The sequence below is a fragment of the Kaistia geumhonensis genome (assembly GCF_030815145.1).
Taxonomy (GTDB): domain Bacteria; phylum Pseudomonadota; class Alphaproteobacteria; order Rhizobiales; family Kaistiaceae; genus Kaistia; species Kaistia geumhonensis.
The window spans coordinates 2,011,545-2,038,157 of sequence record NZ_JAUSWJ010000001.1; the positions used below are offsets into that span (position 1 = coordinate 2,011,545).

A 26,613-nucleotide genomic window follows, 5' to 3' on the forward strand; every position below is an offset into this window, starting at 1 on the left:
GACCTTCATCATCCTTTTGGTGGTGTCGGAAGGCTCCTGTGGCCGTCCGGCAACGGCGGCGAATGTCTCCTCAACGCGCCGGATGCCGCCGCGACAGGGTGAGCAGGACGAAGCCGATGACGGGGACGAGAATATCGGTCCAGAAGATGATGCCGGCGTTTCCGGGCGCGAAATTCCCGGCCGTGACCATCTGGTAGACATGGCCGCCGGCGGCCCCGAGCAGGAAGGCCGAGGTGCCGAGCACGGCGGCGAGGCGCATGTCGAAGCCGCGGAAGGCCGCCAGGAACCCGACGAGTGAAAAGCCGAGGCTCGCGGTTCCGACCTCGAACTGGAACGGGCTGTCGGCCCAGCCGATGAACGAGGCCGCGATCGCACCGAAGAAGCAGTGCATCACGAAATTGTAGAGAAAGGTCACGCCCACCGCGAAGAAGCAGTAGCAGGCGAGAAGCGTCTCGACGACGAAGCCGGGCGGACGCGGCCGCCGCGCGCGGGCGATGACGACGAGCGCCACCACGAGGCCGAGCACCAGGAAGCTCAGCGTGAAATTGGACAGCACGAAGGCGATCACCGCCCCGATGGCCGACGACATGGGAACCCTCCCCGCTCCTCAGGCCGGACGAGGGTCCCCGAACCATCGTTCTCCGGTTTCGGGGATCATCCGGCGGCGCGCGCGATCCGGCAAGTGTGGTCGAGCAGTTTCTCGCCCATGGTGCGGCCGCCGTCTTCGGTGTCCGCGGCGATGAGCGCGAATGCGGGCCGCCCGTTTGCGCGCGAGATTGGCGCGACGACGAGCGTCATGTCCGCCATGTGCCGCGCGGCGCCCGGAATGCCGTTCGCCACCAGGCGGAACGGATTTTTCGCCACGAGGTCGCCTTCGCCGATGATGCGCGCAAGGTACCGGCCTCCGGCGAGCGGAACGGGAAAACGCGTCCACGTGGTGCCCAGCCGTCCGCGATAGCGGTCGAGCGCCGCGATGACGCTCGGCTGGAGGCAGTCGACATGGATGTGCAGCCGGTCCTGGCTGCGGGTCGGGCGCGAATTCACGGCCATGCCGATCGCGTTCGGGCCGGGGTCGCGCGGCAGCGCCGCAAGCACATAGCTCCTCGCCGCCCACGCCTCCGCGAGATAATCCGGCGCATCGGGCGCGACGAGGACAGGGCTTTCGATACCGGTTACCGGAACGGTCGGGACCAGCAGCACCTCGCTTTTCGCCAGCGGCGGGCGGATGACGGCGGTGTGGTCGCCCGTCGAGACCGACAGGCACGGAAACGGCGTGTGCAGCGTCTTCATCGCCACCGCGCAGCTTCGGACGGCCGTCGCCAGCGCGCTCCGGTCATGCGCCTCGATCGGCTCGATCGCGCCGAATACGGCGGCCGTGGCCGCCAGAGCCGCGATCAGCGCCAGCAGCGCCCGCCGGGCCCGGATCGGCTGGCGAGAGAGTGCGGCGGCAAGGGCGTGAGGCATGGTTCATCGGCCTGTCAACTGCACGGCCGATGATCGAGCCGGCGGCAAAGCGTGCTCTGGCATGCCGATTGCTCCGAATTGTGGCGGAACCGGCGGCAGCGCAGACCGATCCTGCGCATTCCGTGCGGAATCGCAATCTCCTGCCGCGGGACTGACGCCGCGGCCCCTCCTCGTGACGCGCACGCAGCGGACCCTCATGATCGCCACCAACGACTTCGACCTGATCGTCATCGGCAGCGGCCCCTCCGGGCGCCGCGCCGCGGTACAGGCGGCCAAGATCGGCAAGACCGCGCTCGTCGTCGAGAAGGGGCGGCGCGTCGGCGGCGTATCGGTCCATACCGGGACGATCCCCTCGAAGACGCTGCGCGAGACGGTGCTCAACCTCTCGGGCTGGCGCGAGCGCGGCTTCTATGGCCGCTCCTACCGCGTGAAGCAGGACATCAGCGCCGCCGACCTCATGGCGCGGTTGCACAAGACGCTCGACCACGAGGTCGAGGTGCTCGAGCACCAGTTCAACCGCAACGGCGTCTGGACCGCGAACGGCGCCGGGCGCTTTGTCTCGGCGCATGAGGTGGAGGTCACGAGCGAGAATGGCGAGGTCCGCGTCTACCGGGCCGGCCATGTGCTGATCGCCTGCGGCACGCGTCCGTTCCGCCCGGACTATGTTCCCTTCAACGGGGTCAATGTCTTCGACAGCGACGAGATCATCGAACTGCCGAAGCTGCCGCGCAGCCTCGCGGTCGTCGGCGCGGGGGTCATCGGCGTCGAATATGCGACCATCTTCAGCGCGCTCGACGTCGCCGTGACGCTGATCGAGCCAAGGAGCAGCTTTCTCGATTTCATCGACAAGGAGCTGATCGAGGAGTTCATGCACGAGCTGCGCGACCGCAATGTCGCCCTGCGGCTCGGCGCCGGCGTCCAGTCGATCAAGGTCAGCGACACCGGCAAGACGGTGACGCAGCTCTCCGATGGCCGTGTGGTCACCGCCGACATGCTGCTCTTCGCCGCCGGACGCGTCGGCGCGACGGATACGCTCAACCTCGAAGCCGTCGGCATCCAGACGGATCACCGCGGCCGGATCGTCGTCGAGCCGGCTACGATGCAGACATCCGTGCCGCATATCTATGCAGCCGGCGATGTGATCGGCTTTCCGAGCCTCGCCTCGACCTCGATGGAACAGGGGCGCGTCGCGGCCTGCCACGCCTTCGGCCTGCAGCCGCCGCCGCCGCCCGAGTTCTTCCCCTACGGCATCTATTCCGTGCCGGAGATCTCGACGGTCGGCATGACGGAAGAGGAAGTCCGCAAGCGCGAGATCCCGTACGAATGCGGCATCGCGCGCTTCCGCGAGACCTCGCGCGGCCACATCATGGGCCTCAACTCCGGCATGATGAAGATGATCTTCTCGACCAAGAGCCGGCGGCTGCTCGGCGTGCATATCGTCGGCGAGGGTGCGACCGAGCTGATCCACATCGGCCAGGCGGTGCTCAACCTCAAAGGGACGATCGACTATTTCATCGAGAACACCTTCAACTACCCGACCCTCGCCGAGGCCTACAAGATCGCCGGCCTCGACGCCTGGAACCGCATGCAGCGGTGAGGCTCAAAGACCCCCTGCCTTGCGCAAAGCCGCGTTGATCCGGCTTTGCCAGCCCGGGCCGGAGGCCTTGAAAGCGTCGATCACGTCCTGGTCGAGGCGAAGCGTGATCTGCTTCTTCGGGACCGCCGCCCGCGGGCGGCCGCGGGTCCGTTCGATGCTCTCCACCAGTTTGGGAAAGGCCTCGGCGAATGGCCGAGCCTTCGCGAAGTCGGCCTCCGTCCATTCCGGATTGTCGGAGACGTCGTCCCAGTCCTGCTTGCCGTAGCCGCGTCCCGGCTTGAATTCCTTTGGGTCCGTCATCGCAGCAGTTCCCTCTCCTTCTGGCTGGCGGGACGCGCGCTGATGATCGATATCGCTTCGGCACCCAGTTCGGCAAAGACGACGACCAGCGCGCCGTCCGCCCGGCGCCCGATGGCCATCATTCCACCGAGCTTCGCAGGGACCACCATCGCATGCAGGAAGAACTCCGGCGCGATGTCGGCGAAGTCGATCCCGTGCTTGTCGATATTCGCCAGGCGCTTGCGCTCGTCCCACAGGATGACCATGCCGATTTAATGTAGTTACAATAAATCGGCAGTCAAGCCCTCACCCCGCCTGACCGGCCGTGACGATCGGGGCCAGGGCGTCCAGTTCGGCGTCGTCGAACAGGCGCGAGCGGGTGAGAAAGCGCAGCTCGCGGCCATTCTCAAGCGAGAACATGCCGCCGCGGCCCGGCACGACGTCGATGATGATCTGGGTGTGCTGCCAGTAGGCGAACTGGGAGGCCGACATGAAGAACGGCACGCCGTCGATCTCGCCGAGCCGAATATCGCTGTCGCCGACGATGTAGTCCCCTTTCGGGTAGCACATCGGCGAAGACCCGTCGCAGCAGCCGCCGGACTGGTGGAACAGGATGTCGCCGTAGTCCTGCCGCAGCGTGCGGAGGAGGGAGATGGCGGCAGGGGTCGCGGTGACGCGGGGAATGGTCGTGGCCAATCGTCCCTCCTGTCCCAGAGTCCGTGGATGCGCGGCGGGTGGATATCCGGCCCGGCGATCCGCAAGGGGCTGGAATGCCCCGGTCCATGCGGGCGGACACAGGCGCCCGCCCGGATCGAAGGTCAGGCGGGGTGTACCCGCCTCCCTACTTCGATCAGAAGAAGCCGAGCTTCTTCGGATTGTAGCTGACGAGCAGGTTCTTGGTCTGCTGGTAGTGGTCCAGCATGGCCTTGTGGTTCTCGCGGCCGATGCCCGACTGCTTGTAGCCGCCGAAGGCCGCATGGGCCGGATAGGCGTGGTAGCAGTTGGTCCAGACGCGGCCGGCCTCGATGCCGCGGCCGAAGCGATAGGCGCGGTTCATGTCGCGCGTCCACACGCCGGCGCCGAGGCCGTAGAGCGTGTCGTTGGCGATCGCGAGCGCCTCTTCCTCGGTCTTGAAGGTGGTGACCGAGACCACCGGGCCGAAGATCTCCTCCTGGAAGATCCGCATGCGGTTGTGGCCCTTGAAGACGGTCGGCTGGACATAGTAGCCGCCGGCGAGTTCGCCCTCGAGCATCGCCCGCTCGCCGCCGATCACCAGTTCGGCGCCTTCCTGCTTGCCGATGTCGATATAGGAGAGGATCTTCTCCAGCTGCTCGCCCGAGGCCTGGGCGCCGAGCATCGTCGAGGGATCGAGCGGGCTCGCCTGCTTGATGGCGCGGATGCGCGGCAGCGCGCGCTCCATGAAGCGGTCGTAAATGTCTTCCTGGATCAGCGCGCGGCTCGGGCAGGTGCAGACCTCGCCCTGGTTGAAGGCGAACAGCACGAAGCCCTCGATCGCCTTGTCGAAGAAGTCGTCGTCGGCCGCCGCCACATCCGAGAAGAAGATGTTGGGCGACTTGCCGCCGAGCTCCAGCGTCACGGGGATCAGGTTCTGGCTGGCATACTGCATGATGAGCCGGCCCGTCGTCGTCTCGCCGGTGAAGGCGATCTTGGCGATGCGGTTCGACGAGGCGAGCGGCTTGCCGGCCTCGAGGCCGAAGCCGTTGACGACGTTGAGCACGCCCGGCGGCAGCAGGTCGGCGATCAGCTCGACGAGGACGAGGATGGATGCCGGCGTCTGCTCGGCCGGCTTCAGGACGACGCAGTTGCCGGCCGCGAGCGCGGGGGCGAGCTTCCAGACCGCCATCAGCAGCGGGAAGTTCCACGGAATGATCTGGCCGACGACGCCGAGCGGCTCATGGAAGTGATAGGCGACCGTGTCGTGATCGAGCTCGGAGAGCGAGCCCTCCTGCGCGCGGATCGCGCCGGCGAAGTAGCGGAAATGGTCGACGGCGAGCGGCACGTCGGCCGCCGTGGTCTCGCGGATCGGCTTGCCGTTGTCCCAGGTCTCGGCGAGCGCGAGCAGGTCGAGATTCTGCTCGATGCGGTCGGCGATCTGGTTGAGGATCAGCGCCCGCGCGGCAACGGAGGTGCGGCCCCAGGCCGTCTTCGCGGCATGGGCGGCGTCGAGGGCCAGCTCCACGTCCTCCTTCTGCGAGCGCGGTACCTCGGTGATCTTGCGACCATTGATCGGCGAGGTGTTGTCGAAATAGCGCCCGCCGAGCGGAGCGACCCACTGGCCGCCGATGAAATTCTCGTAGCGCGGCTTGAACGGCGCAGCGGATGCCTGGCCGAGGAATTCGGGCTTGTTCATGGTTTCCTCCCATGCTGAACACGCCCATCCCGATTGCAGCGGCCATGCCAGCAGGCTCCTCGGGCAAGATTATTCGGTGCTGCACAGCGGTAAGTGATTGATGAACATCAAGACGGCGAAGGATATCGCGCCGTAGCAATCGGTCGCTGTGGACGAGAAGCGCAAATCGGTGCAACAGTCTCGGCAAGGACTGGGGCAGCACGCGACATGTGTTGCAGGATGCCACAGCCGGGAGGACACGATCATGGCGACGGTCGCAACGGCGGATACTGTCCAGGCCGCGCGCAGGCGCTTTTTCGTCGAGGGCGCGTCACCGGAAGGACTGGTGGCGGCGCCCATCCTGCGCTCGTGGCAGCGCTGCTCCTCGCACGGTCTCGATGTCGGCGAACGGCCGAGGGTCGAGCCGATGAGCCTCACGGCGCTGCGCGAGGAACAGGAACGCTACGAGATCCTGCGCCGGATCACGCGGCCCGAGATGACGGCGCTGCGTCAGGAGGCCCGCCTCACAGACAGCGTGGTGATCCTCACCGACGGCGACGGCCTCGTACTCGAGATGATGGGCGACACCGAATTCGCCGGCCGCGCCTCCCGCGTCGCGCTGCGGCCGGGGGTCGACTGGAGCGAGACGGCGATCGGCACCAACGCAATCGGCACGGCCCTGGTCGAGCGCCGGGCGATCGGGGTGCATGGCGCCGAGCACTTCTTTGAACCGCACCGCATCCTGACCTGCGCCGCCGCGCCGATCTTCAACCCGCGCGGCCAGCTCGCCGGCGTGCTCGACATGTCGGGGCATGCCTCGGTGCGGCATGTGCATGCGCTTGGGCTGGTGCGGCTCGCGGTCGAGCAGATCGAGCATCGGCTTTTCGAGCGCGGCTTCGAGACCTGCGCGATCCTGCGTTTCCACGAAGAGGCGGACCTCGTCGGGACGGCGCGCGAGGCGATTCTCGTCTTCGACGGCGACAGGCTGGTGGCCGGCAACAAGCGCGGACTGTCGCTGCTGAAGCTGGACTGGTCGGCGCTCGACAAGGCGCGGCTCGGCGAAATCCTCGAAGCGGTCGAGCCCTCCGCCGATCTTCGGCCGATTCGCGGCCCGGACGGGCAGATCCTGCATGGCCGGCTGACGCCGCCGACGCAGACCGGGCCGCGCGCCGTGCGGACCACGGCCCGCCTGCCGGCGGCCGACACGATCGAACCCGTCTTCGACACCGCCACGCTCGCCGCGCTCGACAGGGCCATCCGCCTCGTCGATGCCGATGTTCCGGTTCTGGTGCATGGGGAGACCGGCGCCGGCAAGGAGGTGTTCGCCCGCCGCGTCCACGCGGGGAGCGCCCGCCGCGCCGCGCCATTCGTCGCCGTCAATTGCGCAGCCCTGCCCGAAAGCCTGATCGAATCCGAGCTGTTCGGCTATGAGGAGGGGGCTTTCACCGGCGCCCGCCGGCAGGGCCAGCCTGGCCTCGTGCGCCAGGCGGATCGTGGCATCCTCTTCCTCGACGAGATCGGCGACATGCCGCTCGCCGCGCAGGGGCGGCTCCTGCGCGTCCTGCAGGAGCGGCAGGTGCGCCCGCTCGGCGGCGGTGCCCCGGTTCCCGTCGATTTCGCGCTTCTCTGCGCGACGCACAGGCCGCTCGCGGCCCTCGTCGAAGGGGGCAGCTTCCGTCAGGACCTCTATTTCCGCATCGCGCAATATGTGGTCGAGCTGCCGGCGCTTCGCGACCTTGCCGACCGGCGCGGCGCCATCACGCGGCTCTGGTCGGGGCTCGGCGGCGACGCGATCGGCGTCGATCTCGGCGGCGAGACGCTCGACCTCCTCGCCGCCCATGACTGGCCGGGGAATTTCCGCCAGCTGGCGGGGCTGCTCCGGGCAATGATCGCGCTGGCCGAGCCGGGACGCCCGCTCCCTGTCTCCGCCCTTCCGGACGAGATCCGGTCGCGCTCCCTGCCGGCGGTACGATCGGCCTCGCCGCCCGCCGAAGAGCCGATGCGCGACGGCAGCCTCTCGGCGCTGACGCTCGAAGCGATGGCGCGGGCGGTCGAGGAAAGCGGCGGCAATGTCTCTCGCGCGGCCAAGAAGCTCGGCATCGACCGATCGACGCTCTATCGCAGGCTGATCTGGCGCGGCAGCGGTCCCGAGACCCGCCAACCGGCCAGAAGCCGCGCCTCCTGATCGGTCAGCCGAACCGATTCGTGCCCGGATCCGAGCGCTTGATCATCCAGTAGAGCAGGATGAGGGCGCCGATCAGCGGGATCAGGATGATGAAGTACCACCAGCCCGAGCGGTCGGTATCGTGCAGACGGCGCACGGTCACCGCGAGATTCGGCAGAAGCGTCGCCAGCGACCAGAGGCCGGAGATCGGGCCCGCGCCGTAATCCTCGGAACGCCAGCCGAGCGCGTAGTCGATGACGTAGGCGACGATCGCGACGATGATCGTGAACAGCACCCACCACCAGAATTCCGGCCGGCTCGCGCGTCCGGAAAAGGTGACGTATTTCGAGAAGACGGTCCTGACCGCCGTGCTCATATCCATGGTTTGCCTCCCCATCGGGCCGCCCGGGGCGGCGGCCCATCCCACACAGCATGCACGGGAAAGGTGAAGAGATTCCCGGCAGCGGCGGCGCCTGACGCCTCTGCGGCAGACCGGCAACAGCACGCCGAATTCTCCACAGCGCCAAAGGGCGGAATCGCGCGATTCCGCCATTTTAACTCAAGCTCGACCGGTCCGGACAACCCTTCGTTAACGCTGCGTTCCTATGCCTTCTGGGGTCCGGCGACGGACGGGTTGTCAGTACGAGCTGAAGGTCTTCGGCACCATGCGCGTTCCTCCGCACACTCCGGATGGTCATTCTTCCGAACAGGCCCGCACGGCCGAAAGCGCGACGAAGCCGGAGCGCGGCACGCTGCATCTCCGGCGGCCGATCGATGCGCGGCCCGATGCCGGGCGGCCGAATGCCGGCAAGCCCGATCCGTTCGAGCTCCGGGCGGCCGACCTCGCCTCGCTCGATACCGTGCCGAGCTGGCTGCGCCCCTTCACCACGACGCCGACGACGCGCTTCACCCGCACGCCGGACTATCTGATGCGGCCGCGCGAGACGCCGCCGCCGCCGCCCGTCAAGGCGCCGTTCCAGCCGGCCACCCGCCTGCACGGGCCCGCACGCGGACCGGCGGCGCCGCAGCGCCCGCTCGCCCGTCCGCAGGCGCCTCAGGCCGAACGCCCCGCCAAGGACATCGCCAGGGACATCGGCGAGGAGATCGCGGCCAAGGGCGCGACTGCCGCTCCCATGACGCCGCCGCCGGCGGATCCGACGCCTCCCGCCGTCATCGAGAACCCGGCTCTTCCGCCCGTCGCAGCCGAGCCGCCCGCCGCGTCGCTCGACGAGATCCTGCAGACCATGGCCGAGGAAAACGGGCCGGCGGCCGAGCCGCTGCCGACGCTGAGCCATGTGGCGCGGATGATCCGCGTCGATGTCGTCGCGCCGCCCGAGCGCGCGACCGAGCAGGACGACATTCCCGGCGCGCCGCTGCCGGGGCAGATGGCTTCGATGCCGCTCGTTCCCGAAGTCGTCGCGCCGAGCGTCCTGCCGATCGAGGCGCCGCTCAGGGCCACCGTCCGCGTCACCTTCGTCTGGCCGGTCGACGACGCCCGGCACGAGGATGACGGCGCCGACGGCGCGGTGGCAACGGCGGAGGCCGGCCCGATCGACCTCCCCCCGCTGCCGGCGCCCGCCGTGGTCGCACCGGCTCCCGTCGTGCAGCCGGCGCCCCAGCCTGTCGCGGTCGCACCGGCCCCGACCCCGGCGCCTGTCGTTGTGCCGGCGCCCGCGGCCGAGATGCCGAAGGCCGTGCCTGCTCCTGCTCCTGCTGTAGCTCCTGCCGCCGCAGCCCCGGCGCCCGCTCCGGTCGTCGCTCCGGCGCCGTCTCCGGTCGCACGTCCCGCCGCGGCGGCGCTCGCGCCCAATGTCGACAGCGACGACTACGAGTTCCCGTCGCTGACGCTGCTCGCCGAGCCGCCCTCGACCGAGCCCGATTCGGAGCTCTCCGCCGAATCGCTCGACCGCAACTCGGCCAAGCTGCAGCAGACGCTGCGCGACTTCGGCGTGCGGGGCGAGATCATCGACGCCAATCCCGGCCCGGTCGTCACGCTGTACGAGCTGGAGCCGGCGCCCGGCACCAAGTCCTCGCGCGTCATCGCGCTCTCGGCAGACATCGCCCGCTCGATGAGCGCCGTCTCGGCGCGCGTCGCGGTGGTCGAGGGCCGCAACGTCATCGGCATCGAGCTGCCGAACCAGCGCCGGGAAACCGTCTGGCTGCGCGAACTGCTCTCCAGCCAGGAATTCGCCGAGGACAAGGCGAAGCTCGGCCTCTGCCTCGGCAAGACGATCGGCGGCGAGCCGGTCATCGCCGATCTCGCCCGCATGCCGCACCTGCTCGTCGCCGGCACTACCGGCTCGGGCAAGTCGGTCGCCATCAACACCATGATCCTGTCGCTGCTCTACCAGTACAAGCCGGAGGACTGCCGGCTGATCATGGTCGACCCGAAGATGCTGGAGCTCTCCGTCTATGACGGCATCCCGCATCTGCTGACGCCGGTCGTCACCGACCCGAAGAAGGCCGTCGTGGCGCTGCGCTGGACGGTCCGCGAGATGGAGGAGCGGTATCGCAAGATGTCGCGCCTCGGCGTGCGCAACATCGACGGCTTCAACGCCCGCGTCGCAGAGGCGCGCGCCAAGGGCGAGGTCATCACCCGCCAGATCCAGACCGGCTTCGACAAGGAGACGGGCGACATCGTGCACGAGGAGGAGGTGATGGATCTCACGCCCCTCCCCTATATCGTCGTCATCGTGGACGAGATGGCCGACCTGATGATGGTCGCCGGCAAGGACATCGAAGGCGCGATCCAGCGCCTCGCGCAGATGGCCCGCGCCGCCGGCATCCACCTCATCATGGCGACGCAGCGTCCCTCGGTCGACGTCATCACCGGCACGATCAAGGCCAATTTCCCGACCCGCATCTCCTTCCAGGTCACGTCCAAGATCGACAGCCGCACGATTCTCGGCGAGATGGGAGCGGAGACGCTGCTCGGCCAGGGCGACATGCTCTACATGGCCGGCGGCGGACGCATCCAGCGCGTGCACGGCCCGTTCGTCTCCGACCACGAGGTCGAGAAGGTGGTCCGCCATCTGAAGACGCAGGGCCATCCCGAATATCTCGACGCCGTCACCTCGGACGAGGACGAGGAGGCCGAGGCCGCCCCGGCGGCGGCGGGCGAAGACGGCGCCGTGTTCGACAAGGGCGAATTCGGCGACGAGGGCGCCGATGTCTACGACCAGGCCGTGGCGATCGTGCTGCGCGACAAGAAGGCCTCGACCTCCTATATCCAGCGCCGCCTGCAGATCGGCTACAACCGTGCCGCCTCGATCATGGAACGGATGGAGAAGGAGGGCATCGTCGGCCCGGCCAACCATGCGGGCAAGCGCGAGATCCTGCGCGAGCGCTGAGCGCGCACAAGGCGCTGCCGCCAGAGTTTCGAGGCCCCGCCACCATCCGTGGCGGGGCCTTTTTTCCGACTCTCGCCGAGATTACTGACCGAGAGAGATCATCCGACCGGACAGTCTTGGGACGACTGTTGTAAATTGCAACACTGCAAAATCAGGCGAGCCGACGCATCGCGCAAGCAGCCTGCAAACTCATCACCGCCGCTCTGCGACGCTTTGACTTGTCCGTTCATGTAGAGCGCATGCAAAAGCCGTTGACGACGCCTTTGCATGATCCTCTGTTGACATCGGGGAGAGTCACTACCGGAGCCAATGGCGCGGCCCGATCAACGAGGCCGGGACGACATCCCCTTCAAGGAACTTCGTCGAGTCAGCCGACCAGGGAGGGGATATGGCGACGCGGTCAGTTCCGGGCACGGGCGAGGATCCCGTGCGGCCGATGACGTCCGGCGAGAAGAAGGTGATCTTCGCCTCATCGCTGGGCACGGTCTTCGAATGGTATGATTTCTATCTCTACGGCGCCCTCGCGACGATCATCGGCGCGCAGTTCTTCAGCCAGTTCCCGAAGGCAACGGCGGACATCTTCGCGCTGCTCGCCTTCGCCGCCGGTTTTCTCGTCCGTCCTTTCGGCGCGCTGGTCTTCGGACGGCTCGGCGATCTCGTCGGCCGGAAATACACCTTTCTCGTCACCATCCTGATCATGGGCCTGTCGACCTTCATCGTCGGCCTCCTGCCCGGCTACAACCAGATCGGCATCGCCGCGCCCATCATCCTGATCATCATGCGCCTCCTGCAGGGCCTCGCCCTCGGCGGCGAGTATGGCGGCGCCGCCACCTATGTCGCGGAACACGCCCCGCATGGCCGACGCGGCTTCTACACGTCCTGGATCCAGACGACGGCGACGCTCGGGCTGTTCCTGTCGCTCCTCGTCATCCTCTTCACCCGCACGGCGGTCGGCGAGGCGAGCTTCGCGGCCTGGGGCTGGCGCGTGCCGTTCCTCGTCTCGGTGATCCTGCTCGGCGTTTCCCTCTGGATCCGGCTCCAGCTCAACGAGTCGCCGGCCTTCCTCAAGATGAAGGAAGAAGGGACGCATTCGAAGGCCCCGCTCAAGGAGGCATTCGGCAAGTGGTCGAATGCGAAGATCGCGTTGCTCGCGCTGCTCGGCCTCACCATGGGCCAGGGCGTGGTCTGGTATACGGGCCAGTTCTATGCGCTGTTCTTCATGCAGTCGATCCTGAAGGTCGACGGGTACACCGCCAACCTTCTCATCGCGTGGTCGCTTGTGCTCGGCACGGGCTTCTTCGTGTTCTTCGGCTGGCTTTCGGACAAGATCGGCCGCAAGCCGATCATCATGGCCGGCTGCCTGATCGCGGCACTCGCCTATTTCCCGCTCTTCGGCATGCTGACCTCGGTCGGCAATCCGGCGCTGGAGAAGGCGCTCGACACCGTGAAGGTCGAGGTCTCCGCCGATCCCGCCGGCTGCGGCAACCTGTTCAACCCGGTGGGCACGCGCGTGTTCACGGCGCCCTGCGATGTCGCCCGCGACTTCCTCGCCAAGAACTCGATCCGCTACACGACCATCGCCGCGCCGGCCGGCAGCCCGGTCAAGATCGTGATCAACGGGCAGGACTTCCCGGCCTTCGATCCGGCCGGGGCCACCGATCCGAAGGCAGCGAGGGCCGACTGGGACAAGGCGACGCTGGGAGCGCTGCAGGCCGCGGGCTATCCGAAGCCGGGCGATGCCGGCATCGTCAAGATGAACAGTCCGTTCGACTTCAACAGCCAGGTCCTGTCGATCATCGGGCTCCTGTTCATCCTCGTCATCTTCGTGACGATGGTCTACGGCCCGATCGCGGCCGCGCTGGTGGAACTCTTCCCGACGCGCATCCGCTATACCTCGATGTCGTTGCCCTATCACATCGGAAACGGCTGGTTCGGAGGCCTGCTGCCGGCGACGGCGCTCGCCATGGTTGCACAGACCGGCAACATCTATTTCGGTCTCTGGTATCCGATCTTCTTCGCCACGATCTGCTTCGTCATCGGCGTGCTCTTCATCCCGGAGACGAAAGACCGCGACATCTACGCCAACGATTGAGGTCCGGTCCGGGGCGGCTCAGCGCCGCCCCGGCCATTCCGGCAGGTTCTCCGAGACGAACAGCCCGAAGGGCAGAAGAGCGGGCGCCGCCGGCCCCGCCCCGCCGAGCACCAGATCCGCCATCGCCTCCACCGCCCGCTCGGCGAGGAGCGTGATCGGCGTCGCGATCACCGCATCCAGAATGCCGTCGACCAGAGCCGCCCGCGTTTCCGGGACCAGTTCGTTGCAGACGGCGACGATGTGCCGGTCGCGCCGAACCTCGCGGAGCGCCGCCACCATTCCGGCCATGCCGCCGCCCGCGAGATAGATGCCGACGAGATCGGGATTGCGCTTCAGCAGCTCCAGCGTGCCCTCATGGGCGAGGCCGGGATCCTCGAGATTGGAGAAGGATTCCAGCAGGCGGAAGCTCGGCGCGCATTCGCGCATGTAGGAGCGGAAGCTGATCTCGGAGAGTTCGTGATCGAGGAAGCGGTGGCTGCCGACGAGGATGCCGACGCCCCCTGCCTCGCGGGCGAGATGGCGGATCACCCAGCCGGCCGTGCGCCCGGCCTTGCGGCTGTCGATGCCGACATGGCCGGCGACCGGTCCGGTGATCCCGGAGAGCAGCGTGACGACCGCGACACCGCGGCGGGCGAGATCGGCGACCGCCTCCGTCACCCGCGGATGATCGGCGGCGACGACGGCGAGCACGTCGACCCGAGCGCCGAGCGCGGCGATGTCGGCGGCGACGGTGGCGGCCGAGATGTCGTCGACGAACTCCGCCACCGGCCGGCCGCGCAGTCGCGTCAGGCCGCGCGTCGCCCCCGTGAGGGCCGCGGCCAGCTCGCGATAGAACGCGTCGCCGCGCCGCTGCAGCAGGAAGCCGAAGCTCTTCTCGGCCGGGGCCTCGTCGAGCCGTCGGCGCAACAGGCCGGCGCCGTGATAGCCGATCGCCTCCGCGGCGGCGAGGACGCGGGCGGCGGTGTCGCGCCGCACCGCGGCGCGCTTGTTGAGCACCCGGTCCACGGTTGCGACGCCGACGCCGGCCGCCCGCGCGACATCGGCGATGGTGGGGCGCCGGCCGGTGCCGCTCGTGATGGAATCTATCATGCGCGGTTCCGCAAGCCTTGAGCTCTGGTGATAGATTGCATCATAGCCCGATTGTCTCGCCGCCGCAGCCTCGCTAGATTCCAGGGTCAAACAACAAGGCCGCAAAGGCCTGTGACGCTTCGGAGGAGCCCCGCATGACCGTGCAGGAACGACCGCGTGATTACTCCCTCGTCGGCCCCGAGCATCAGAGGGCCATCGAGCGCGGGCTGGCGACGGCAAAGTGGTATCAGTGCCCGATCGACCGCAAGCAGATGAAGGAGCTGATGCGCCGCTCCGACGGGCCGGCGATCCGCGATACCATCATCTGGTTCGGCGCCATGGCGCTGTCCGGTCTCGGCGGCTGGTATTTCTGGGGCTCGTGGGCCGCGGTGCCGTTCTTCCTCGTCTATGGCGTGCTCTATGGCTCCGCCTGCGACTCGCGCTGGCACGAATGCGGCCACCGCACGGCCTTCAAGACGACATGGATGAACGACGTCGTCTATTACATCGCCTGCTTCATGGTGCTGCGCGAGCCGACCGTCTGGCGCTGGAGCCATACGCGCCATCACACCGACACGATCATCGTCGGCCTCGATCCGGAAATCGCCGTGCCGCGGCCGCCGGATATCGCCGGCATCATCCTGAACCTGTTCGGCATCAAGAGCGCGATCGCGCTGGTGAAGAAGCTGTCCTTCCATGTCCGCGGCGAACTCGAGCCGGGCGAGGAAACCTTCATTCCCGAGTCCGAGCGTCCGCGCGTCTATCTCGAGGCGCGCGTGATGGCGCTGCTCTATCTCGCCATCCCCGTCTGGTGCCTCGCGGTCGGCTCGATCCTGCCGGCGATGTTCCTCGGCCTGCCGAGCTTCTACGGCGCGTTCATGATGGTGTTCTTCGGGCTGACGCAGCATGCCGGCCTCGACGAGGACGTGCTCGACCATCGGCTGAACAGCCGCACCGTCTACATGAACCCGGTGTTCCGCTTCCTCTATCTCAACATGAACTATCACGTTGAGCACCACATGTTCCCGATGGTGCCCTATCACGCGCTGCCGAAGCTGCACGAGGCGATCAAGGACGATTGCCCGACTCCCTATGCCAACACCTTTGAAGCCTATCGCGAGATCATCCCGGCCCTGCTGCGCCAGCGCCGCGAGCCGGGCTGGTATGTGAAGCGCGAGCTGCCGCGCCATGCCGCTCCGCTCGATCCCGGCGCCGCCGGCGGCGCGATCATCGCCGCCGAGTAAGCCCAGAAAGACCGGAGACCACCATGCCGACCGCCATCGCCGCCAGCTGGGTCGAGGCCTGCGCCGCCGACGAGATCGACGAGGAAGACGTGATCCGCTTCGACCATGCGGGCCGCACCTTTGCGATCTACCGCTCGCCGGACGACGACTATTTCGCCACCGACGGCCTCTGCACGCATGAGAAGGTGCATCTCGCCGATGGTCTCGTGATGGACAACATCATCGAGTGCCCGAAGCACAATGGCCGCTTCGACTACACGACCGGCAAGGCCAAGGGCGCGCCCGTCTGCGTCGACCTCAAGACCTATCCGGTGCGCGTCGAGGGCGGCAAGGTGCTGATCGGGCTCGACTGAGACGACCATGCCGCAGCGCATCGTGATCGTGGGCGCCGGCGAGGCCGGGGCGCGGGCGGCGCTGGCGCTGCGCGAGAACGGCTATTCCGGCGCCATCGCGCTGGTCGGCGAGGAAGTGCACCTCCCCTATGAGCGGCCGCCACTCTCCAAGGCGGCGCTCATCGATGGCGACGCGCCGAAGCCGGCGACGATCCTGAGCGAGGAGCGTCTTGCCGAGAACGGCATCGACCATATCGCCGGCGCGCCGGCGCTCGCCATCGATCGCGCGGGACATCGCATCGTCCTCGAGGACCGCGATCCCCTCCCCTATGACCGGCTGCTGATCGCGACCGGCGCAAGGGCGCGGCGGCTCGCCGTGCCGGGCGCGGGACCTGACAACATCCACTATCTGCGCTCCTTCGGCGAGGCGCAGGCGCTGCGACGGCGCCTTCAGCCCGGCAGCCGCCTCGTCGTGATCGGCGGCGGCTTCATCGGCCTCGAACTCGCGGCAGCGGCGCGGGCGCGCGGCGCCGAAGCCACCGTCATCGAGATGGCGCCGCGGCTGCTCGGCCGCGCCGTGCCGGCCGAACTCGCCGCGCTCGTCGCCGCCCGGCACGCGGCCGAAGGCGTCGGGATCGTCACCGGCGCCGCCATCGAGCGCATCGACGCGCTGCCGGACGGGCGCCACCGGGTCATGCTCGCCGGGCGCGATCCTGTCGATGGCGATACGATCGTCGCCGGCGTCGGGGCCTTGCCGGAGACGACGCTCGCGGCCGAATCGGGGCTGGCGCTCGACAACGGCATCGCCGTGGATGCGCATCTCGCGACATCGGACCCCGACATCTTCGCCGCCGGAGACTGCTGCTCCTTCCCGCATGCACTCTATGGCGGGCGCCGGCTGCGGCTCGAGGCCTGGCGCAACGCGCAGGACCACGGCAATGCGGCGGCGAAGTCCATGCTCGGCCTTGGCGAGCCCTATGCCGCCGTGCCCTGGTTCTGGTCGGATCACTACGATCTCACGCTGCAGATCGCCGGCCTTCCTGACGAAGGCGCCGAGACCGTCACCCGTCCGCTCGCAGGCGATGCGCGGCTCGATTTCCACCTCGCCGGCGATGGGCGTCTCGTCGGCGCGAGCGCCGTCGGGCCGAACGGCGCCATCGCGCGCGAGGTGCGGCTGGCCGAGATGCTGATCGGCCGGTGCGCCCGTCCCGATCCGGCATCGCTCGCCGATCCGGCGGTGAAGCTGAAATCGTTGATGGTCTAACAATCTCCGTTCTATGGTGTTCGGCGACGCGGCTGCTACAAGACAGCCGAGACAGCTTTCCGGACACCGATCATGACCGATGCAGCCGCCCCCCTCTCGCCGAAGGATCGCCCCGACCTTTCGCGCTTCGACTGGTCCGATCCGTTCCGGCTCGACAGCCAGCTCACCGACGAGGAGCGGATGATCCGCGACGCCGCCGCCGCCTTCGCGGCCGACCGCCTCGCCCCGCGCATCGAGAAGGCCTATCTCGACGAGGTCACCGATCCGGACATCTTCCGCGAGATGGGCGAACAGGGCCTGCTCGGCGTCACCGTTCCCGAGGCCTATGGCGGCGCGGGCGCGAGCTATGTCGCCTATGGGCTCGTCGCCCGCGAGGTCGAGCGGATCGATTCCGGCTATCGCTCCATGATGAGCGTGCAGTCCTCGCTCGTGATGTATCCGATCTACGCCTATGGCAGCGCCGCGCAGCGCGAGGCCTATCTGCCGCGCCTCGCGCGCGGCGAACTCATCGGCTGCTTCGGCCTCACCGAGCCCGATGCCGGCTCGGATCCCGGCGGCATGAACACCCGCGCCACGAAGATCGACGGCGGCTACCGCCTGCAGGGCGCCAAGACCTGGATCTCCAACAGCCCGATCGCCGACCTCTTCGTCGTCTGGGCGAAGTCGGAAGCACATGACGGCGCGATCCGCGGCTTCGTGATCGAGAAGGGCACCAGGGGCCTCTCGGCGCCGAAGATCGGCGGCAAGCTCTCGTTGCGCGCCTCGATCACCGGCGAAATCGTGCTCGACGGCGTCGAGGTGTCGGAAGATGCGCTGCTCCCCGGCGTTTCCGGCCTCAAGGGCCCCTTCGGCTGCCTCAACCGCGCCCGCTACGGCATTTCCTGGGGCGTGCTCGGCGCCGCCGAGGACTGCTGGCATCGGGCGCGGAGCTATGGGCTTGACCGCAAGCAGTTCGGCCGCCCTCTGGCGCAGACCCAGCTCTTCCAGAAGAAGCTCGCCGACATGCAGACCGAGATCGCGCTCGGCCTGCAGGGCTCGCTGCGCGTCGGCCGCCTGATGGACGAGGGCGAGGCGGCGCCGGAGATGATCTCGCTGGTGAAGCGCAACAATTGCGGCAAGGCGCTCGCGGTGGCGCGCGACGCCCGCGACATGCATGGCGGCAACGGCATCCAGATCGAGTATCACGTGATGCGCCACGCGCAGAACCTCGAGACGGTCAACACCTATGAGGGCACGCATGACGTCCATGCGCTGATCCTCGGCCGGGCGCAGACCGGCCTGCAGGCCTTCTTCTGAGATGACGGAAGCGCCGCTTGCCGGGCTCCGCGTCGTCGAGCTCGCCCGCATCCTCGCGGGTCCGTGGATCGGCCAGACGCTCGCCGATCTCGGCGCCGACGTCATCAAGGTCGAAAGCCCCGAAGGCGACGACACGCGGCGCTGGGGACCGCCCTTCATCGAGCATGGCGGCGAGCGGACAGCCGCCTATTTCCACGCCTGCAATCGCGGCAAGCGCTCCGTGGTCGCCGATTTTGCGACCGAAGAAGGCGCCGGCCTGGTGCGGCGGCTGGCGGCGCAGGCCGACGTCCTGATCGAGAATTTCAAGCTCGGCGGCCTCGCCAAATACGGGCTCGACTATGCGAGCCTTTCCGCGATCAATCCGCGCCTCGTCTATTGCTCGATCACCGGTTTCGGCCATACCGGCCCCTATGCGCCGCGCGCCGGCTACGACTTCATGATCCAGGGCATGGGCGGCATCATGGATCTGACCGGCGATCCGGCCGGGGAGCCGCAGAAGATCGGCGTCGCCTTCGCCGACATCTTCACGGGCCTCTACGGCGTCGTCGCCATCCAGGCGGCGCTGGCCGCGCGCGAGAAGACGGGCCTCGGGCAGCAGGTCGACATGGCGCTGTTCGACACCATGGCCGGCGTCCTCGCCAACCAGGCGATGAACTATCTCGTCACCGGGATCGCGCCGACCCGGCTCGGCAACGCGCATCCCAACATCGCGCCCTACCAGACCTTTCCGGTCGCCGACGGGCATTTCATCCTCGCCGTCGGCAATGACGGCCAGTTCGCGCGCTTCGCGTCGATCGTCGGCGCGCCCGAATGGGCCGCCGATCCGCGCTTCCTCACCAATGCCGCCCGCGTCGCCAACCGGGCAGAGCTTTCGGCGGCGATCAGCGAGCGCACGCTCGCCTGGCAGCGCGACGCGCTGCTCGCCGCGCTCGAGGCCGCCGGCGTTCCGGCGGGGCCGATCAACAGCGTCGCCGACGTCTTCGCCGATCCGCAGATCGTCGCGCGCGGCATGCGCATCGACCCCGACGGCATTCCCGGCATCCGCAGCCCGATCAGCCTTTCGGCATCGCCGCTCGCGCTCGGCCGCCGGGCGCCGAAGCTCGGCGAGCACGGCGAGGAAGTCCTCGCCGAACTCGCCGCGCTCGAAGCCGCCGGCTAGACGAAGACGGCCGTCTCCTGCACGCCGCGGGCGTGACGGGCGATCTTCGCGAACATGTCTTCCAGGATGAAGCGCACGTCGATCGTGTCATAGACCTTCACCGGCCGGTTGCCGCCGGTATGGACGTAGTTCATCAGCGGGCTGAATTCCGGCGCCGGCTCGTAGCGCCAGGTGCCGCCGTTCGGATTCATGATGACCGAGAGCGACGGGGTATCGCCGAGCGAGCGATACTCGATCGGCCCCTGATGGCCGCGGAGATTGAACTCGATCAGCTGGTCGACGAGATAGGCGCCGAGCGGACCGTGCGGGCGCACCCGCTCCTCGAGCTCGGCATAGGAGACGGCGATCATCTGGTAGATCGTCATCGGGATCTGCCAGAGCTCGACGCTCGAGCGGAAGACGACATTGGCGGCGTGGATGTCGTTGGAGAGGTTGAACTCCGGCCCGCCGACCGGCCAGCGGCCGCCACCGATCCAGACGACGCGGACATTGCGCGTCGCGATCTTCGGCTCCATCAGCAGCGCCGAGGCCATGTCCGTGAGCGGTCCGAGAAAGGCGACGTGCAGAGGCCGGTCGTCGTCCTTCATCGCCTCGCGGATGATGAGTTCCGCGCCCTCGGAGGGGACGGGCGTCGTCTCGTCCGGCAGCGCGGTCGGCGCGCCATTGGCGACCGTGACCTTGCCGGAGAGGTTCATCAGCTTCAGCAGCAGGTCGATTTCCTCGCGGCTCTCCTCCATCGAGCGGGTTGTGCGGCGCGTTCCGAAATGCGCCGGGATCAGCCCGGCCAGTTCGAACGACGGCGAGAGCAGCGCCTGGACGATGCAGTACTGGTCGTCGGCCTCGTTCTTGGCGTCGGTGTTGACGATGACGCGGGCGAGCTTGTCTTTGGACAGCGGCACGAAATCCTCCTGTTGACGTGTGGTCAGCCGAAGCGCGCGGCGAGCGCGTCTTCGAAATCCTCGGGCGGCGGTGAAGCGAAGGCGCCTTGGGCCTCGATCCGCGCGGCATAGGCGGCGATGCCGGCGTCGATCCCGCCCCGATAGGCGAAGCCGTCGAAGGCCGGATGGCCGCCAATGGCGAAGGAAAGGTCGAAGCGCGTCAGCGCCGGGTAGAGGCCGTCCGCGACCGCCGGCTCGGCGGCAAGCGCGGCGTCCGGGACGAAGACGAGGCGCGGCTCTGCGCCGACCGCGTGCGCGAGGCGGCGACAATAGTCGGCATGCGTCATCACGGAGCCGGCCGTGCCGACGGTGAGCCGCGCGCCGCGCGCATCCACACGGCCGGCGAGCGCGGCGATCATGCGCCCGGTGTCAGCGGCGTCGCTGACATGGATCAGCCGCCCGCCATCGCCCGGAACCGCCACCGCCCTGCCATGGCGCATGCGCGCCATCACACGGTCCGCGCGATGTTCGAACAGCGAGATGACGAAGCGCGGCCCGAGCGAATAGGTCGGCCGCACGATGGTGACCGGAAAGCGGCCGCTGTCGCAGGCGGCGGCGAAGATCCGCTCGCAGGCCTGCTTGGCCTCGGCATAGGCGGTGTTGGCGGCGCAAGGCGGCGCATCCTCGGCGATCGGCAGCGAAGGCTGCGGAAAGCCGAACACGTCGACCGTCGAGACGAAGACGTAGTGGCGGATGCGGCCATGCGCGATGCGGGCGATGGCGCGCGCCTCCTCGGGCCGGAAGCAGGCGAAGTCGATCACCACGTCCGGCCGCACCGTCGCCAGCGCCGCCGCGAGCGCGGCCTCGTCGCGGCGGTCGCCGGTCACGGTCGCGACGCCGGCGACGCCGGGCGGCCCGTGGTCGCCGCGCGTCAGGATCGTGCAGCCATGCCCCCCGGCGACCAGCGCCGCCAGCGTGTGCGACGAGATCGTTCCCGTGCCGCCGAGGATGAGGACCTCTGCCATGACGGCTCCGTCAGGCCCTCATCACCAGCACCGCGTCGAGCGGGTGGCCGTCGGCGTCGCGGCCGGCAGGGGCCGAGACCATGCCGCCGGCCGCGCCGTCGATCGGGGTCGTGGCGCCGGTCCGGGGATCGAACCATTCCATCGCCCGCGTGCCATGCGCGGCGATCTCGGCCGAACCGCCGGCCGGGAAATAGACGACGATCAGCGAACGGGCGGCATCGGCGAGCGCCAGCGGGCGCGTGCCCCGCTCGAAATCGCCCTGCACCACGTCGTCCGCCGGCCGCAGCGCCGCGAAGGGCACGCTTTCGCGGAAGAAGCGTTGCACGACCTCGAGATCGGCGACGCCCGGCTGGTCGGTGCCGAGTTCCATCCACGGCGCCCAGGAATTCTCGAAGCCGGCGATGATGCCGAGCCCGGACATCACGCCGCGCCAGGCGCTGCGCCGCGTATGGTTGCGGTCGCAGAATTCGTGGCTCGGCAGCTTCAGATAGAAGTCCGGGTTCCGCTCATAGCCCCATTCGGCGAAGATCGCGCTGCCCTGCCAGCCGGCGAGGCTCTTGCCGATCTGCTCCTCGATGCCGGTGGCGAGCCAGCCATTCTCGCGGTCGCGCGCGCCCCACTCCTGGAACATGATGGCATCGACGGCCTCGGGATCGGCCTTGAAGCGCTCGGCGAAGGGCGGCATCACCGGACCGTTGTGCATGGAGAGCACATGGCCATGCGGCGCCGTCGCCTTGATCCAGCGGGCGATGCGCAGCGCCCATCGATCGGCCGTCGGCTTATAGTGCCAGTCGCCATTCGGGTAGTATTCGTATTCGTTAAGCGGCGTCCAGAAATAGACGGCCGAATAGGCGTCGTAGCGGGCGATGAGATAGCGCATCCACAGCTCTTCCCATTCGGGCGTGAACCAGGCGCGATGGTTGAACGGGAACTCGAAGCCCCATCCCTCCATGATCATCTCGATGCCCATGCCGAGATCGTCGATGAGCGCGACCGTCTTGTCGACCGATCGGAAGTAATCGAGATTGAAGATGTCGAAGCGTGGTGCCGTTTCGCTGCCGCCCCAGGGCCAGAGCCGCTTGGTGTGCCAGTCGCTGTAGCCCTCCGGCGGATGGAAGCGGCTGATCGGCAGGCGGCAGCGGAAGAGGTTAAAGCCGCTGTCGCGACGCCGCTTCAGGAAGCCTTCGACATCGCCGCCGCAGTAATCCATGCCGAACAGGTCGTAGACCGTGTCGCCGAGGAAGAAGACCGGCTCGCCATTCTCGTAGTGGAAGCCGAAGGCCTTGCCGGGCGTCGCCTTGAGGAAGCCGCGCGTCTCGCGCTCGGTGACCTCGAAGCTGCCCTCGGCGACGAGGTCCGGATCGTGCGGGATCGCGGTCGACCGCCAGGTCCAGCGGCCGGCCTCGCCGGGATTGAAGCGGAAGCGCCAGACGCCGTCACCGTCATAGAAGGCCGGCAGGCTGGAGACGGCGCCCGACGGCGCGGTGAAGGCGACATCGACGCGCACATCGGCGAAGGGGCTCTGATAGCGGCGCGCGCTCGAAAGCTGCCATTCGCCGACGCTGCGGCGCGGGAGGCTGCTGGGTCCGGTCATGGTCATCCTCTGACGATGCAGGAAAGGGGAAGGAAGCGGCTCAGCCCTTGACGGCGCCGGAAGTGAGGCCGGCGACGAAATAGCGCTGCAGGAAGATGAAGATCACGATGACCGGAATGATCGAGATCAGGATACCGGCCATCAACAGCGTATATTGCGACGAATACTCGCCCTGGAACTGCAACAGCCCGACCGGGACCGTCCGCGATTCCTTGGCGCTGATCAGCACGAGGGCGATCAGGAACTCGTTCCAGGTGTTGAGAACGTCGATGATGCAGAGCGTCGCCAGCGCCGGCACCGAGAGCGGCACCATGACGCGCAGGAAGGCGGTCCATTCCGAGGCACCGTCGAGCCGCGCCGCCTCGAGCAACTCGGACGGGATCAGGCGGAAGAAGCCGCGCAGCACGAAGATCTGGAACGGCAGGCCGAAGGCGACATAGGGCGGAATGAGCGCGAAGATCGAATTGGCGATGCCGAGCTGCTTCATCATCACGAGCAGCGGCTGCAGCGTCACCTGCACCGGCACGGCGAGGCCGGCGAGGAAGAAGATGAAGATGGCGCCCGAGAAGCGGAAACGCATCTTGGCGAGCGGATAGGCGGCGAGCGCGGCGATGAAGATGCCGAGCGGCACCTTGAGGAAGATCAGCAGCAGGCTGTTGCGGAAATAGATCGAGAAGTCGCCCGTGTTCCAAGCATCGGAGAAGTTCTTCCAGGCGATGGCCTTCGGCCAGGAGAACACGCCGCGCGACAGCAGGTCTCCCTGACTGCGGATCGCCGACATGACGACGGTGGCGAAGGGGGTGAGCCAGATCAGCGACAGGACGAGCAGACTGATGAACAGCAGCGTCTGCTCGAGGCGGCGCTGGTTGCGGACGTCGGCGAACATGGTCTCGGTCCTCGCTCAGCGCGACATGCGGCGGATATAGGGGATGGCGATGACCAGCACGATGGCCGCGATCACCCAGGCGAGCGCCGAACCATAGCCGGCGTGGTAATACTGGAAGGTCTGGAAATACATCCAGGTGCCGAGCACCTGGGTCGAGCGGCCGGGGCCGCCATAGGTCATGGTGTAGACGAGGTCGAACACCTTGAAGCCGTTGATGACGGCGAGCGACAGCACGATGACATGCGTCTCGGTCAATCCCGGCAGCGTCACATGGCGGAAGCGCTGGAAGGCGTTGGCGCCGTCGATGGTCGCCGCTTCATAATATTCCTTCGAGATCGCCTGCAGGCCGGCGAGATAGAAGATCATCGGGAAGCCGACATGCGACCAGACGAAGGTGACGAAGGTCGCCGGCAGCGCCAGCTCGTAGGACGACAGCCAGCCGGCGGCCCAGCTTCTGAGGCCGATCGACTTCAGCGTCGTGTTCACCACGCCGAAATTCGGGTTGTAGACCCAGGCCCAGATCAGGCCGACGGCGACCAGCGGCAGCACGGCGGGGCTGTAGAAGATGGTGCGGAACAGGGTCGAGCCCGGCACGCGGCGGTTGAGCGCCAGCGCCAGCATGAGCCCGATCGCCGTCGGCAGAACGAGCGCCCCGAGCGTCCACAGGATGTTGTTCCAGAGCGCGAGGCGGGCGATCTCGTCCTCGACGAAGATGGTGACGTAGTTCTTCAGGCCGACGAAGGTCATCGTCGGCGACAGCCCGTCCCAGTCGAAGAACGAGATGTAGAGCGACTGAAGCATCGGGTAGACGAGAAAGGCCGCATACCAGATCAGGGCGGGCGCAAGGAAGAGATAGGGGATCCAGGCGACGGGGATCCTCCGCCGGCGACGCGCACGGGCAAAGGCGGGCCGCCCTTCGGCCAGGCTGCTCACGGTCATGCTCTCTCTCATGCGAGTAGGCTTGGAGGGCGGCGCCCAGCGGCACCGCCCTCCGGGCGATCGTCCCGGGAGGTCAGGACTTCTGCTTCGCCTTCCAGGCCTCGGCCTTGGCCTGCATCTGGGCCGCGGCGTCCGTCGGCGTGATCTTGCCGGCGACGACGCCGTCCTGGATCTCGAAGAAGCCGTCGATCAGTTCCTTGGTGAAGGCCTGGTCGGTCGGCGGATAGGTCTGCGAGTCCGAGGTCAGGATCTTCTTCCACTCACAGTCACGCGGGGTGACCGAGCAGTCGGATTCGACGCCGATCGTCGCCGAGGCGGTGAAGGCCTCGGGGAACTTCTTCTGCGTGTCGGGGATGGTGATCCAGTTGATGAAGGCCGCCGCGGCGTCCTTGTGCTTGGAGGATTCCGGGATCATCCACTGCTCGGGAAAGGCCGAGTAGCGCACCGGCGTGTGGTCGGTCGGCGGCAGGAAGAACTTGAAGTTCTCCATCGGCTGCTCGTCGCTCTTCAGCACGCCTTCGAACCAGCCGCCCTCGAACACCATGGCCGCGTCGCCGGCATAGACCGCCATGCGGGCGTCGTTGGGCGCGACATTGAGGAAGTCCGGCACCAGCCAGCCGTCCTTCACCCACTGCGCCATCCGGTCATAGGCCGCGACGACGCAGGGCTGGTTCCAGCTCGACTGCAGCGCATTGAGCTTGTCGTGCTCTTCCGGGCCGCAGGTCGTCTCGGTGAAGTAATCGAGCAGGCGCATGGTCTGCCAGCCGAACTTGCCACCGAAGGAGGCGCAATAGATGCCGTTCTCCTTGAAGGTCGAGCAGATCTTCGCCAGCTCGTCATAGGTCTTGGGCTCCGAGAGGCCGTATTTCTCGAAGAGGTCGACCCGGTACCAGAGCCCCATGCCGCGGGCATGGAAGGGAACGCCGTATTTGTGGCCGTCGCGCGTGATGCGCTCGATCGTCCAGGGCGCCACCACCTTGTCCCAGCCGTACTTCTCGTAATAGCTGTCGAGAATGGCGACCTGGCCGGCGCGGATGAACGGCCCCGCGATCTCGCCGCCCCACATGAAGAAGACGTCCGGCGGATCGCCGCTCGCCATCGCCGTGCGCAGCACGTCGGGATAGACGGCGGCGCCGGACCCGGCCACCGTCTCCATCTTCACCTCGTAATCCGGGTTGGCCTCGTTATAGGCCGCGAGCACCGGCTCCCACTGCTGGACGCCGTTCGCATCGAACACCGTCATCAGGCGCAGGGTCTCCTTCGCCTCGGCCGCGGCCGAGAATGCGACGAGACCGGCGAGCGCCGTCGCCGCAAACAACCTCATTCCTCGCATGAGTCCTCTCCTCCTCAGGTTTCTTGCTCTGGTTTTCCGGCGACCGGCCATTGCGTGGCCAGCCGGCGGCGAGCCGGACCTTTCGGCAGCGCCGCGCGGCTCCTCTTCCGCGCGACCCGGTCTCGTTCGACCACATATTGAGATACTCATTATACCATCAGGAGAGGCTTCGCAAGGCGCGGCGGCTCGCCAGCCTCCGTGACCCGCGCCGGAAGGCTGCCGCGGGAGCGGCGCGAAATGAAAAGGCGCGCCCCGTGCGGAGGCGCGCCTGTGATCGATCGACGATGGATGGAGGCTTG

Annotated in this window: 23 protein-coding genes; 9 read left to right on the forward strand and 14 right to left on the reverse strand. The window is 67.7% G+C overall.

The features are described from left to right. Positions 1 to 70 precede the first annotated feature (70 nt). Together QO015_RS09475 and QO015_RS09480 are read right to left on the reverse strand one after the other, a co-directional pair. The gene (locus QO015_RS09475) at positions 71 to 589 is read right to left on the reverse strand and encodes a DUF6790 family protein (RefSeq protein ID WP_266279823.1); all 519 of its coding nucleotides are present in this window, start codon (positions 587 to 589) and stop codon (positions 71 to 73) included. A 65-nt stretch (positions 590 to 654) separates the two neighbouring features. Next, positions 655 to 1,464: a CDP-diacylglycerol diphosphatase gene (locus QO015_RS09480; protein ID WP_266279821.1), complete on the reverse strand. Its 810-nt coding sequence runs from the start codon at positions 1,462 to 1,464 to the stop codon at positions 655 to 657. Positions 1,465 to 1,660: 196 nt separating this feature from the next. Between QO015_RS09480 and sthA the strand changes: the two genes are divergently transcribed. Beyond that, positions 1,661 to 3,061 (forward strand): Si-specific NAD(P)(+) transhydrogenase, encoded by a 1,401-nt coding sequence (gene sthA / locus QO015_RS09485; protein ID WP_266279820.1) that lies wholly within the window; start codon positions 1,661 to 1,663, stop codon positions 3,059 to 3,061. Between the two features lie 3 nt (positions 3,062 to 3,064). On the opposite strand, the gene QO015_RS09490 is transcribed toward sthA, so the two are convergent. The 4 genes from QO015_RS09490 to adh all read right to left on the reverse strand — a co-directional run bounded on the left by QO015_RS09490 (position 3,065) and on the right by adh (position 5,711). Beyond that, on the reverse strand, positions 3,065 to 3,361 hold the full coding sequence (locus QO015_RS09490) for a BrnA antitoxin family protein (protein ID WP_266279819.1): 297 nt from the start codon (positions 3,359 to 3,361) through the stop codon (positions 3,065 to 3,067). Beyond that, a complete protein-coding gene (locus tag QO015_RS09495; RefSeq protein ID WP_266279818.1) occupies positions 3,358 to 3,606 on the reverse strand; it encodes a BrnT family toxin in 249 nt (82 codons plus the stop codon). Before QO015_RS09495 ends, QO015_RS09490 begins: the two co-directional genes overlap by 4 nt. A gap of 40 nt (positions 3,607 to 3,646) precedes the next feature. After that, positions 3,647 to 4,036: a DUF779 domain-containing protein gene (locus QO015_RS09500; protein WP_266279816.1), complete on the reverse strand. Its 390-nt coding sequence runs from the start codon at positions 4,034 to 4,036 to the stop codon at positions 3,647 to 3,649. 154 nt (positions 4,037 to 4,190) lie between these two features. Next, a complete protein-coding gene (gene adh / locus QO015_RS09505; RefSeq protein ID WP_266279815.1) occupies positions 4,191 to 5,711 on the reverse strand; it encodes an aldehyde dehydrogenase in 1,521 nt (506 codons plus the stop codon). Positions 5,712 to 5,955: 244 nt separating this feature from the next. Between adh and QO015_RS09510 the strand changes: the two genes are divergently transcribed. Beyond that, complete coding sequence (locus tag QO015_RS09510; RefSeq protein WP_266279814.1) at positions 5,956 to 7,875, forward strand: sigma-54-dependent Fis family transcriptional regulator; 1,920 nt, start codon at positions 5,956 to 5,958, stop codon at positions 7,873 to 7,875. 4 nt (positions 7,876 to 7,879) lie between these two features. On the opposite strand, the gene QO015_RS09515 is transcribed toward QO015_RS09510, so the two are convergent. Further along, positions 7,880 to 8,236 carry a DUF805 domain-containing protein gene (locus QO015_RS09515; protein WP_266279812.1) on the reverse strand — a complete coding sequence of 119 codons (357 nt, stop codon included), beginning with the start codon at positions 8,234 to 8,236 and terminating at the stop codon, positions 7,880 to 7,882. A gap of 283 nt (positions 8,237 to 8,519) precedes the next feature. Here QO015_RS09515 and QO015_RS09520 point away from each other — a divergent pair, with 283 nt between their 5' ends. Together QO015_RS09520 and QO015_RS09525 are read left to right on the forward strand one after the other, a co-directional pair. Next, complete coding sequence (locus QO015_RS09520) at positions 8,520 to 11,204, forward strand: DNA translocase FtsK (protein WP_266279810.1); 2,685 nt, start codon at positions 8,520 to 8,522, stop codon at positions 11,202 to 11,204. 388 nt (positions 11,205 to 11,592) lie between these two features. Continuing rightward, on the forward strand, positions 11,593 to 13,296 hold the full coding sequence (locus QO015_RS09525) for an MFS transporter (RefSeq protein WP_266279809.1): 1,704 nt from the start codon (positions 11,593 to 11,595) through the stop codon (positions 13,294 to 13,296). Between the two features lie 18 nt (positions 13,297 to 13,314). On the opposite strand, the gene QO015_RS09530 is transcribed toward QO015_RS09525, so the two are convergent. Beyond that, the gene (locus tag QO015_RS09530) at positions 13,315 to 14,385 is read right to left on the reverse strand and encodes a LacI family DNA-binding transcriptional regulator (RefSeq protein WP_266279807.1); all 1,071 of its coding nucleotides are present in this window, start codon (positions 14,383 to 14,385) and stop codon (positions 13,315 to 13,317) included. Positions 14,386 to 14,519: 134 nt separating this feature from the next. Between QO015_RS09530 and QO015_RS09535 the strand changes: the two genes are divergently transcribed. The 5 genes from QO015_RS09535 to QO015_RS09555 all read left to right on the forward strand — a co-directional run bounded on the left by QO015_RS09535 (position 14,520) and on the right by QO015_RS09555 (position 19,659). Next, positions 14,520 to 15,608 carry a fatty acid desaturase family protein gene (locus QO015_RS09535; protein WP_266279806.1) on the forward strand — a complete coding sequence of 363 codons (1,089 nt, stop codon included), beginning with the start codon at positions 14,520 to 14,522 and terminating at the stop codon, positions 15,606 to 15,608. A 35-nt stretch (positions 15,609 to 15,643) separates the two neighbouring features. After that, positions 15,644 to 15,961, forward strand: a complete 318-nt coding sequence (locus QO015_RS09540) for a MocE family 2Fe-2S type ferredoxin (RefSeq protein ID WP_266282388.1) — start codon at positions 15,644 to 15,646, stop codon at positions 15,959 to 15,961. Positions 15,962 to 15,968: 7 nt separating this feature from the next. Then, positions 15,969 to 17,204, forward strand: a complete 1,236-nt coding sequence (locus QO015_RS09545) for an NAD(P)/FAD-dependent oxidoreductase (RefSeq protein WP_266279805.1) — start codon at positions 15,969 to 15,971, stop codon at positions 17,202 to 17,204. A 72-nt stretch (positions 17,205 to 17,276) separates the two neighbouring features. Next, the gene (locus tag QO015_RS09550; RefSeq protein ID WP_266279804.1) at positions 17,277 to 18,500 is read left to right on the forward strand and encodes an acyl-CoA dehydrogenase; all 1,224 of its coding nucleotides are present in this window, start codon (positions 17,277 to 17,279) and stop codon (positions 18,498 to 18,500) included. A gap of 1 nt (position 18,501) precedes the next feature. Further along, the gene (locus QO015_RS09555; protein WP_266279803.1) at positions 18,502 to 19,659 is read left to right on the forward strand and encodes a CaiB/BaiF CoA transferase family protein; all 1,158 of its coding nucleotides are present in this window, start codon (positions 18,502 to 18,504) and stop codon (positions 19,657 to 19,659) included. Here QO015_RS09555 and QO015_RS09560 read toward each other — a convergent pair. The 6 genes from QO015_RS09560 to QO015_RS09585 form a co-directional block, all read right to left on the reverse strand. Further along, positions 19,656 to 20,558 carry a nucleoside hydrolase gene (locus QO015_RS09560; RefSeq protein WP_266279801.1) on the reverse strand — a complete coding sequence of 301 codons (903 nt, stop codon included), beginning with the start codon at positions 20,556 to 20,558 and terminating at the stop codon, positions 19,656 to 19,658. The genes QO015_RS09555 and QO015_RS09560 overlap by 4 nt on opposite strands. 23 nt (positions 20,559 to 20,581) lie before the next feature. After that, positions 20,582 to 21,562, reverse strand: a complete 981-nt coding sequence (locus tag QO015_RS09565) for an NAD-dependent epimerase/dehydratase family protein (protein WP_266279800.1) — start codon at positions 21,560 to 21,562, stop codon at positions 20,582 to 20,584. Positions 21,563 to 21,572: 10 nt separating this feature from the next. Further along, positions 21,573 to 23,156 (reverse strand): apiosidase-like domain-containing protein, encoded by a 1,584-nt coding sequence (locus QO015_RS09570; RefSeq protein WP_266279799.1) that lies wholly within the window; start codon positions 23,154 to 23,156, stop codon positions 21,573 to 21,575. Between the two features lie 40 nt (positions 23,157 to 23,196). After that, a complete protein-coding gene (locus tag QO015_RS09575) occupies positions 23,197 to 24,042 on the reverse strand; it encodes a carbohydrate ABC transporter permease (protein WP_266279798.1) in 846 nt (281 codons plus the stop codon). A gap of 15 nt (positions 24,043 to 24,057) precedes the next feature. Beyond that, on the reverse strand, positions 24,058 to 24,981 hold the full coding sequence (locus QO015_RS09580; protein WP_266279797.1) for a carbohydrate ABC transporter permease: 924 nt from the start codon (positions 24,979 to 24,981) through the stop codon (positions 24,058 to 24,060). Positions 24,982 to 25,054: 73 nt separating this feature from the next. Continuing rightward, positions 25,055 to 26,305 carry an ABC transporter substrate-binding protein gene (locus QO015_RS09585; protein ID WP_266279796.1) on the reverse strand — a complete coding sequence of 417 codons (1,251 nt, stop codon included), beginning with the start codon at positions 26,303 to 26,305 and terminating at the stop codon, positions 25,055 to 25,057. Positions 26,306 to 26,613: the final 308 nt, after the last annotated feature.

Bases quoted from the DNA above. Each gene is read 5' to 3' on its own strand.
- QO015_RS09475 (WP_266279823.1), bottom strand. From the start codon at position 589: ATGTCGTCGGCCATCGGGGCGGTGATCGCCTTCGTGCTGTCCAATTTC.
- QO015_RS09480 (WP_266279821.1), bottom strand. From the start codon at position 1,464: ATGCCTCACGCCCTTGCCGCCGCACTCTCTCGCCAGCCGATCCGGGCC.
- sthA (WP_266279820.1), top strand. From the start codon at position 1,661: ATGATCGCCACCAACGACTTCGACCTGATCGTCATCGGCAGCGGCCCC.
- QO015_RS09490 (WP_266279819.1), bottom strand. From the start codon at position 3,361: ATGACGGACCCAAAGGAATTCAAGCCGGGACGCGGCTACGGCAAGCAG.
- QO015_RS09495 (WP_266279818.1), bottom strand. From the start codon at position 3,606: ATGGTCATCCTGTGGGACGAGCGCAAGCGCCTGGCGAATATCGACAAG.
- adh (WP_266279815.1), bottom strand. From the start codon at position 5,711: ATGAACAAGCCCGAATTCCTCGGCCAGGCATCCGCTGCGCCGTTCAAG.
- QO015_RS09510 (WP_266279814.1), top strand. From the start codon at position 5,956: ATGGCGACGGTCGCAACGGCGGATACTGTCCAGGCCGCGCGCAGGCGC.
- QO015_RS09515 (WP_266279812.1), bottom strand. From the start codon at position 8,236: ATGGATATGAGCACGGCGGTCAGGACCGTCTTCTCGAAATACGTCACC.
- QO015_RS09520 (WP_266279810.1), top strand. From the start codon at position 8,520: ATGCGCGTTCCTCCGCACACTCCGGATGGTCATTCTTCCGAACAGGCC.
- QO015_RS09525 (WP_266279809.1), top strand. From the start codon at position 11,593: ATGGCGACGCGGTCAGTTCCGGGCACGGGCGAGGATCCCGTGCGGCCG.
- QO015_RS09530 (WP_266279807.1), bottom strand. From the start codon at position 14,385: ATGATAGATTCCATCACGAGCGGCACCGGCCGGCGCCCCACCATCGCC.
- QO015_RS09535 (WP_266279806.1), top strand. From the start codon at position 14,520: ATGACCGTGCAGGAACGACCGCGTGATTACTCCCTCGTCGGCCCCGAG.
- QO015_RS09545 (WP_266279805.1), top strand. From the start codon at position 15,969: ATGCCGCAGCGCATCGTGATCGTGGGCGCCGGCGAGGCCGGGGCGCGG.
- QO015_RS09550 (WP_266279804.1), top strand. From the start codon at position 17,277: ATGACCGATGCAGCCGCCCCCCTCTCGCCGAAGGATCGCCCCGACCTT.
- QO015_RS09555 (WP_266279803.1), top strand. From the start codon at position 18,502: ATGACGGAAGCGCCGCTTGCCGGGCTCCGCGTCGTCGAGCTCGCCCGC.
- QO015_RS09565 (WP_266279800.1), bottom strand. From the start codon at position 21,562: ATGGCAGAGGTCCTCATCCTCGGCGGCACGGGAACGATCTCGTCGCAC.
- QO015_RS09570 (WP_266279799.1), bottom strand. From the start codon at position 23,156: ATGACCGGACCCAGCAGCCTCCCGCGCCGCAGCGTCGGCGAATGGCAG.
- QO015_RS09575 (WP_266279798.1), bottom strand. From the start codon at position 24,042: ATGTTCGCCGACGTCCGCAACCAGCGCCGCCTCGAGCAGACGCTGCTG.
- QO015_RS09580 (WP_266279797.1), bottom strand. From the start codon at position 24,981: ATGACCGTGAGCAGCCTGGCCGAAGGGCGGCCCGCCTTTGCCCGTGCG.
- QO015_RS09585 (WP_266279796.1), bottom strand. From the start codon at position 26,305: ATGAGGTTGTTTGCGGCGACGGCGCTCGCCGGTCTCGTCGCATTCTCG.